Raw genomic sequence first — 6,622 nt, 5'->3', positions numbered from 1 at the left:
CCAAGCCGCTGTTCCTGAATCTGCCTGATGATGCCGAGCTTGCGGAAACCGCGATCCGCTATGTCCCGCAGCCGGCGCGGTGCCGCCTGATCGAGATGTTCGGCGCGGTCGACTGGCGCCTGGTCGGCAGCGGCCATGTGCATCAGCGGCGCGATTTCACCCATCGGGGCGTCCGCCATGTCTGGGCGCCGTCCGTCGGCTTCATGATTCCCGACCACATGCAGGACGTGATCGGGATCAAGGAAACCGGGATTGTCGAGTACCGCTTCCGGCCCGACAGTTTCGAGGTCCGCCACGTCAGGGCGAAAGGCCAGGTCGATATCAGCCTCGACGCGCTGCTCGCAGAGATGGCGGCGGATTAGGCCGACGCGTCAAGTCTGCGCCGTATCCCTCTGATCCTGGTGAATGATTGTCCTTCAGATCCTGCTGGATCACCGTCAGCAGTGCCTGCAGGGATTCCGCGTTGGGGCGCGGCGCCGGCGGCGGCAGCAGCGGCCCTATTCCGAACGGTTCTGGCTCGGCTTCGGCCTCGACGAATTTGCCATGCAAAACATCAGCGCGGCGGCTGATGACCCACATGGCCACCACATAGCCGACCGCCAGCAAAATGACACAGAAAACACCGATTTCAAACATAGCTACACCTGAAAATAATGTGATGATTCAATGTGTTGCATGCACAGTCAAGCAAACGTGGACCGCGCAGGAATCATTTGGTTAACGCTGTGATCTTTCGGGTACGGTGGCCCTGCCCAAGGCCTGCGATGTCGCTACCGGCGGCATGAAAAAGCCCGCCGCGGTGGCCGCGGCGGACTGGTGTTGCTGCCAAATTTCCCGGAGGTCAGTAGCCGTAGTATGCCCCCGCGTAAGGCGAGCCGTAGTAGGACGGCGGCGGGGAATTATCCCAGGGCGCGGTGGCGAATGCGCCGACGCGCGGCCCCGGATAGTAGGCCGGCCCGCTGCGGTAATACGGGGCGGCCGGGGCGGCCATGTCGGGGTCCACCATGGCGGGCCGCTGCACGTAGCGCTCGCGGGCGGCCACAGGATTTGCCAACGTCGCTACCCCGATCAGTGCTGCCGATAGGACTGCCAGTCTTCTCATTAGCTGCTCCATTGCGATGCGAGGAACCGATGATGTTCGGCTTCCCGGCACCTTGGCTTGCTGGTTGTGCATGACCCTCGCGCGGGAACGCTTCGCGCTTATGGCGAGCGAAACGTTCCCGGTTCTGTCGGATCATGCTCTGCACCAACAGCCGCAAGCAGCAGTGCGTTCCTGATTTCCCTTCACCGATGCGCGAGGTCGGCGCCGTACGACCAATGGATCGCAGTGCTCGCTGAGCTGTGATGGGTCACGCCTTGTCCGGCCCGACGCGCACAAGCTGCTTGCCGAAATTGGCGCCCTTCAGCAGCCCCATGAAGGCGTCCGGCGCGCTCTCGAGGCCGTCGGTGACGAACTCCTTGTACTTGACCTTGCCCTCGCGCACCCACTGCGACATGTCGCGCAGGAAATCGCCGTGACGGGCGGCGAAATCGCTGACGATGAAACCGCGGAACGTCAGGCGCTTGGTCAGGATCGCGCGCATCATCGCGCCGGCCCATTTCGGCGGCTTGCTCTCGGTATCGTTGTAGTGCGCGATCAAGCCGCAGACCGGCACGCGCGCGAACGGGTTCAGCAGCGGGAACACCGCGTCGAACACGGCGCCGCCGACATTCTCGAAATAGACGTCGATGCCCTTCGGACAAGCTTCCTTCAACTTGGCCGCGAGGTCGGGATCGCGATGATCGAGGCAATCGTCGAAGCCAAGCTCGTTCTTCACGAAGTCGCATTTGTCCTTGCCGCCGGCAATGCCGACTGCGCGGGCACCCTTGATCCTTGCGATCTGCCCGACCGCGGAACCGACCGCGCCTGACGCCGCAGCCACGACCACAGTCTCGCCTGCTTGCGGCTTGCCGATGTCGAGCAGCCCCGTATAGGCGGTCATGCCGGGCATGCCGAGCACGCCGATCGCGGTCGAGATCGGCGCAAGCTTTGGATCGATCTTGGACAGGCCCTTGCCGTCGGAGAGCGCGTGCGTCTGCCAGCCGGCGCGCGACAGCACGATGTCGCCCTTGGCAAAGGCTGGGTTGTTGGAAGCGACCACTTCGCTCACCGTGCCGGCTTCCATCACGCCGCCGACCGGCACCGGCTGCGCATAGGACGGGCCATCGCTCATGCGCCCGCGCATATAGGGATCGAGCGACAGCCAGATCGTGCGCAAGAGGACCTGGCCCGCGCCCGGCTCCGGCACGGCATATTCCTCGAGGCGGAAGTCGGATGGTTTGGGTTCGCCAACGGGACGCGAGGCGAGAACGATGCGCTTGCCCTGGGGCATGATGTTTCCTCCGATTGTTTGCTTCGCGTCACCGTAGCGAAGCAGCCAATCAATCGGAAGCGTCATTCGGGGACGATACGACGCATGAAGCCCGGAATAACAGAGAGACGGAGCTTACGCCCCGCCCGGATAGTTCGGGGATTCGCGGGTGATGGTGACGTCGTGGACGTGGCTCTCGCGCAAGCCAGCACCGGTGATCCGAATGAACTCGGCTTTGTTGTGGAATTCGGCGATGTTCCTGGCGCCGACATAGCCCATTGCGGCGCGCAGGCCGCCGGCAAGCTGGTGCATCACATTGGCGACCGGGCCCTTGTAGGGCACCTGCCCTTCGATGCCTTCAGGCACGAGCTTGAGCGTATCCTTGATGTCCTGCTGGAAATAACGGTCGGCCGAGCCGCGCGCCATCGCGCCGACCGAGCCCATGCCGCGATAGGCCTTGTAGGAGCGGCCCTGCCACAAGAAGACTTCGCCGGGCGTCTCATCGGTGCCGGCGAGCAGCGAGCCGACCATCGCGATGTCGGCGCCGGCCGCAAGCGCCTTGGCGAGGTCGCCGGAATATTTGATGCCGCCATCGGCGATGACGGGCACATTGGCCTTCTTCGCCGCTTCGACCGCATCCATGATCGCCGTGAGCTGCGGCACGCCGACGCCGGCGACGATGCGGGTGGTGCAGATCGAGCCCGGGCCGATGCCGACCTTGATCGAATCCGCGCCGGCATCGATCAGCGCCTGCGCGCCGTCCCTGGTTGCGATATTGCCGGCAATCACCTGCACCGCGTTGGAGAGCCGCTTGATGCGGTTGACGGCTTCGAGCACGCGCGAGGAATGGCCGTGCGCGGTATCAACGACAATGAGATCGACGCCGGCGTCGATCAGGCGCTCGGTGCGCTCGAAACCGCCCTCGCCGACCGTGGTCGCCGCGGCCACGCGCAGGCGGCCCTGTGCGTCCTTTGCGGCCAGCGGATGCGCCACCGCCTTTTCGATGTCCTTCACGGTGATCAGGCCGACGCAGCGATATTGATCGTCGACCACCAGCAGCTTCTCGATGCGATGCTTGTGCAGCATCCGCTTGGCTTCGTCCTGGCTGACGCCCTCGCGCACCGTCACGAGGTTTTCGTGCGTCATCAATTCCGAGACCTTCTGCCTGGGATCGGTGGCAAAGCGCACGTCGCGGTTGGTGAGGATGCCGACCAGCTTGCCCGGGACATTCTTGGCCGCGCCGGTGACCACGGGAATGCCTGATATGCCGTGGTCCTTCATCAGCGTCAGCGCATCCGCGAGCGTCGCGTCGGGGCCGATGGTGAGCGGGTTGACCACCATGCCGGATTCGAACTTCTTCACCTGCCGCACCTGCGCGGCCTGGCCCTCGGCGTCGAAATTGCGATGAATGACGCCGATGCCGCCGGACTGCGCCATCGCGATCGCCATGCGCGCCTCGGTGACGGTGTCCATCGCGGAAGCGATGATCGGGATATTGAGCGGGATGGCGCGGGTGACGTAAGAGCGGATGTCGACTTCCGAGGGAAGCACGTCCGAGAGGCCCGGCTTCAGCAGCACGTCGTCAAACGTGAAGGCCTCGCGGATCGCGGGGGATGCCTGTACCGTCGCCATTGCCAACTCCTTTCGGCGGCGATCCGCCGCGATAACGTAAAAGGATGAGCGCCGCCTCCCGGCGCTGCCTGCTGCATCGCCGTCGAATCGGAGCCCATCGGTGGGGTTGACGCTGGTCGATAGCATGGCGACATGACGAATCAAAGTGTTTGCCAGCCATGCACAGGCTTTTTCAGCGCCCGCCGGCAACCGCGCCGCCGATCGCCTTCGGCCTGAATGGCCGCGTCAGGCTGGGATTTAGGTGGTTTTCCGCCGGGAACAATAGCCGGATCCGGTCGTGGCGGCGCTTAGAAGCCCGCCTCTCTAGTCGATCAACAGGTCGACCGGTACACCCAACGCGCGGGCGAATTTCTTCTGCAACTCGGCGGGCCCCTTGCGGCGGCCCGTCTCGATCTCGGACAGGTAGTTCTGGCTGATCCCGACCGCGACAGCCAGTTCGCCCTGAATCATGCCACGCCACTCACGGATGACGCGCACTACATTATCGCCGTTCGCCAGACGATCGGCGACGGCCTTCGGCAGCACGACCTCGCGCCCCTCCTTCAGGGCACGCATGGAATTACGGACAATCCGGCTCGCGCCGGCATCCTCTTGCGCCTCGGCGGCCAAGGCGACCAGTCGATCATATTCGTTGCGCGGCAGCACGGCGAGATCGTCACCGCCGGGGGTACGGATAAACTGGACATTGCTCTTTGCTGTGCCGGCTTTTGCCATGGCATCCTCTCAATCATAGATCTCGCGGCGGTGGCCTACGGCGTGAACCGTGATGGTATTGCCCGTCATCGTGAACAGGACGCGCCAGTCACCCGAACGCAATCGCATGCCTGATACGCCCTTGAGCGCTTTCACGTCACCAGCGCCGGTTTCTGCGAATGTCTTTAGCTTGAGATCGATCTGGGCGCGTGTCGCAGCGCTGAGTTTGCGCCATTGGCGGACGGCAGCAGAGGTGAATTCGATCTCTTTCACTGGCAATTATCGCACAACGCGATTCGTTCGACAAGACATCTTCGCATAATGCGATATAGTGCGCACGGCGGGAACTGAAGGTTACACAGGATTTAGCTTTCGCGGGCACTCCGCAATAGCCTCGCACGCAACGCGGTGCTAAGCCGCACCTCATCCCGCCCCTGACTCGCCTGTTCTCCGATACCGATGGACAAGCAACGCCTGATCCCGCTGATCGTCGCCACCGCTTTATTCATGGAAAACATGGATTCGACGGTTATTGCGACCTCGCTGCCGGCGATTGCGGCCGATATTGGCACCAGTCCGTTGACGTTGAAGCTCGCGATCACCTCGTACCTGCTCTCGCTTGCGGTCTTCATTCCGGCGAGCGGCTGGACCGCCGACCGGTTCGGCGCGCGGATGGTTTTTGCGGGAGCGGTCGGTGTGTTCATGCTGGGATCGATCGGCTGCGCGCTATCGTCCTCGGTCACCGATTTCGTGTTCGCGCGCATCCTGCAGGGCCTCGGCGGGGCGATGATGACACCGGTCGGCCGGCTGGTGCTATTGCGCTCGGTCGACAAGAGCGCGCTGGTCAACGCGATGGCGTGGGTGACGGTGCCGGCGCTGATCGGACCGGTGATCGGGCCGCCGCTCGGCGGCTTCATCACCACCTATTTCTCCTGGCACTGGATCTTCCTGATCAACATTCCGATCGGGTTCCTCGGCATCTTCATGGCGCTGAAATACATCGATCCGATCAAGAGCGAGAACCCGGAGCCGTTCGACCTCTACGGCCTCGTGCTTGCCGGCATCGGCCTTGCCGGTATCGCCTTCGGGCTTTCGGTCGCCGGCCTCAACCTTTTGCCATGGACGGTTGTCGCCTCGCTGATCGCGGTCGGCTCGATCTCGATGACGCTCTACGTCATCCACGCACGACGGACCGGATCGCCGGTGCTGGATTTCTCCCTGCTGAACCTGTCGACGCTGCGCGCCAGCATCATCGGCGGCTTCATGTTCCGCCTCGGCGTCGGCGCTCTGCCGTTCCTGCTGCCGTTGCTGATGCAGGTCGGCTTCGGGCTGTCGCCGTTCCAGTCCGGCCTCGTCACCTTCGCGTCCGCCGTCGGCGCCATGGGCATGAAGACGCTTGCCGCACGCATCATCCGCAGCTTTGGCTTCCGCAACCTGATGACGGTGAATGCTGTGGTGAGCTCGCTCTTCCTTGCCGCCTGCGCGCTGTTCACATCGACGACCCCGCTGCTCTTGATCATGATCATCCTGGTGGTCGGCGGCTTCTTCCGCTCGCTGCAGTTCACCGCCATCAACACGGTCGCCTATGCCGAGGTCGAGCCGGCGCAGATGAGCCGCGCCACAACGCTGGTCAGCGTCAACCAGCAGCTTGCGATCTCCGCCGGCGTCGCGGTCGGCGCGTTCTCGGTGGAGACGACGATGTTGCTGCACGGTGCGAGCGATTTGAGCGCGATCATGTTCGCGCCCGCCTTCCTGGTAGTTGCAGTCATCTCCGCGGCGTCGGCCTGGTTCTTCTGGCAAATGCCCGACGATGCCGGCCACGAGATCTCCGGCCGCAAGGCGGTCGAGATCTCCAGCCGCAAGGGCGCGGCCACCGCCGCCGTGAAGGCCGCAACCGAAGGAACGCAGGACGCGCGGGATCAGCGATTGGGATAGCGCCCGCGTCA

The 6,622-nt window shown here is 63.8% G+C and carries 7 protein-coding genes and 1 pseudogene; 3 read left to right on the top strand and 5 right to left on the bottom strand.

The window, feature by feature from the left end; all coding sequences use genetic code 11:
• Positions 1-362 (top strand): annotated as a pseudogene (locus CWO89_RS15930) (metallophosphoesterase); the annotation flags it as partial.
• A 43-nt stretch (positions 363-405) separates the two neighbouring features.
• Entirely contained in the window at positions 406-648 is a 243-nt protein-coding gene (locus tag CWO89_RS49125; protein ID WP_165421179.1) for a hypothetical protein, read from the top strand.
• A gap of 193 nt (positions 649-841) precedes the next feature.
• Here the strand turns inward: CWO89_RS49125 and CWO89_RS15920 are convergent, their stop codons facing one another.
• The 5 genes from CWO89_RS15920 to CWO89_RS15900 form a co-directional block, all read right to left on the bottom strand.
• Positions 842-1,102, bottom strand: coding sequence for a hypothetical protein (locus CWO89_RS15920; RefSeq protein ID WP_207234490.1), 261 nt, complete (start codon positions 1,100-1,102; stop codon positions 842-844).
• Positions 1,103-1,349: 247 nt separating this feature from the next.
• Entirely contained in the window at positions 1,350-2,372 is a 1,023-nt protein-coding gene (gene curA / locus CWO89_RS15915; RefSeq protein ID WP_165421178.1) for an NADPH-dependent curcumin/dihydrocurcumin reductase, read from the bottom strand.
• Positions 2,373-2,486: 114 nt separating this feature from the next.
• Positions 2,487-3,983, bottom strand: coding sequence for an IMP dehydrogenase (gene guaB, locus CWO89_RS15910; RefSeq protein WP_130579731.1), 1,497 nt, complete (start codon positions 3,981-3,983; stop codon positions 2,487-2,489).
• A gap of 303 nt (positions 3,984-4,286) precedes the next feature.
• Entirely contained in the window at positions 4,287-4,697 is a 411-nt protein-coding gene (locus CWO89_RS15905) for a helix-turn-helix transcriptional regulator (RefSeq protein ID WP_130579730.1), read from the bottom strand.
• A gap of 9 nt (positions 4,698-4,706) precedes the next feature.
• Positions 4,707-4,949 carry a type II toxin-antitoxin system RelE family toxin gene (locus CWO89_RS15900; RefSeq protein WP_130579729.1) on the bottom strand — a complete coding sequence of 81 codons (243 nt, stop codon included), beginning with the start codon at positions 4,947-4,949 and terminating at the stop codon, positions 4,707-4,709.
• 186 nt (positions 4,950-5,135) lie between these two features.
• Here CWO89_RS15900 and CWO89_RS15895 point away from each other — a divergent pair, with 186 nt between their 5' ends.
• Positions 5,136-6,611 carry an MFS transporter gene (locus tag CWO89_RS15895; RefSeq protein ID WP_130579728.1) on the top strand — a complete coding sequence of 492 codons (1,476 nt, stop codon included), beginning with the start codon at positions 5,136-5,138 and terminating at the stop codon, positions 6,609-6,611.
• The last annotated feature ends 11 nt before the right edge of the window (positions 6,612-6,622 follow it).

The organism is Bradyrhizobium sp. Leo170 (assembly GCF_004296405.1).
Classification (GTDB): domain Bacteria; phylum Pseudomonadota; class Alphaproteobacteria; order Rhizobiales; family Xanthobacteraceae; genus Bradyrhizobium.
The sequence above is the reverse complement of the archived record's forward strand: the minus strand, read 5'-3'. Positions and strand labels throughout refer to the sequence as shown.

Excerpts from the sequence above, each read along its gene's own strand:
- CWO89_RS15905 (WP_130579730.1), bottom strand. The coding sequence starts at position 4,697 with ATGGCAAAAGCCGGCACAGCAAAGAGCAATGTCCAGTTTATCCGTACC.
- curA (WP_165421178.1), bottom strand. The coding sequence starts at position 2,372 with ATGCCCCAGGGCAAGCGCATCGTTCTCGCCTCGCGTCCCGTTGGCGAA.
- CWO89_RS15920 (WP_207234490.1), bottom strand. The coding sequence starts at position 1,102 with ATGAGAAGACTGGCAGTCCTATCGGCAGCACTGATCGGGGTAGCGACG.
- guaB (WP_130579731.1), bottom strand. The coding sequence starts at position 3,983 with ATGGCGACGGTACAGGCATCCCCCGCGATCCGCGAGGCCTTCACGTTT.
- CWO89_RS15895 (WP_130579728.1), top strand. The coding sequence starts at position 5,136 with ATGGACAAGCAACGCCTGATCCCGCTGATCGTCGCCACCGCTTTATTC.
- CWO89_RS49125 (WP_165421179.1), top strand. The coding sequence starts at position 406 with ATGATTGTCCTTCAGATCCTGCTGGATCACCGTCAGCAGTGCCTGCAG.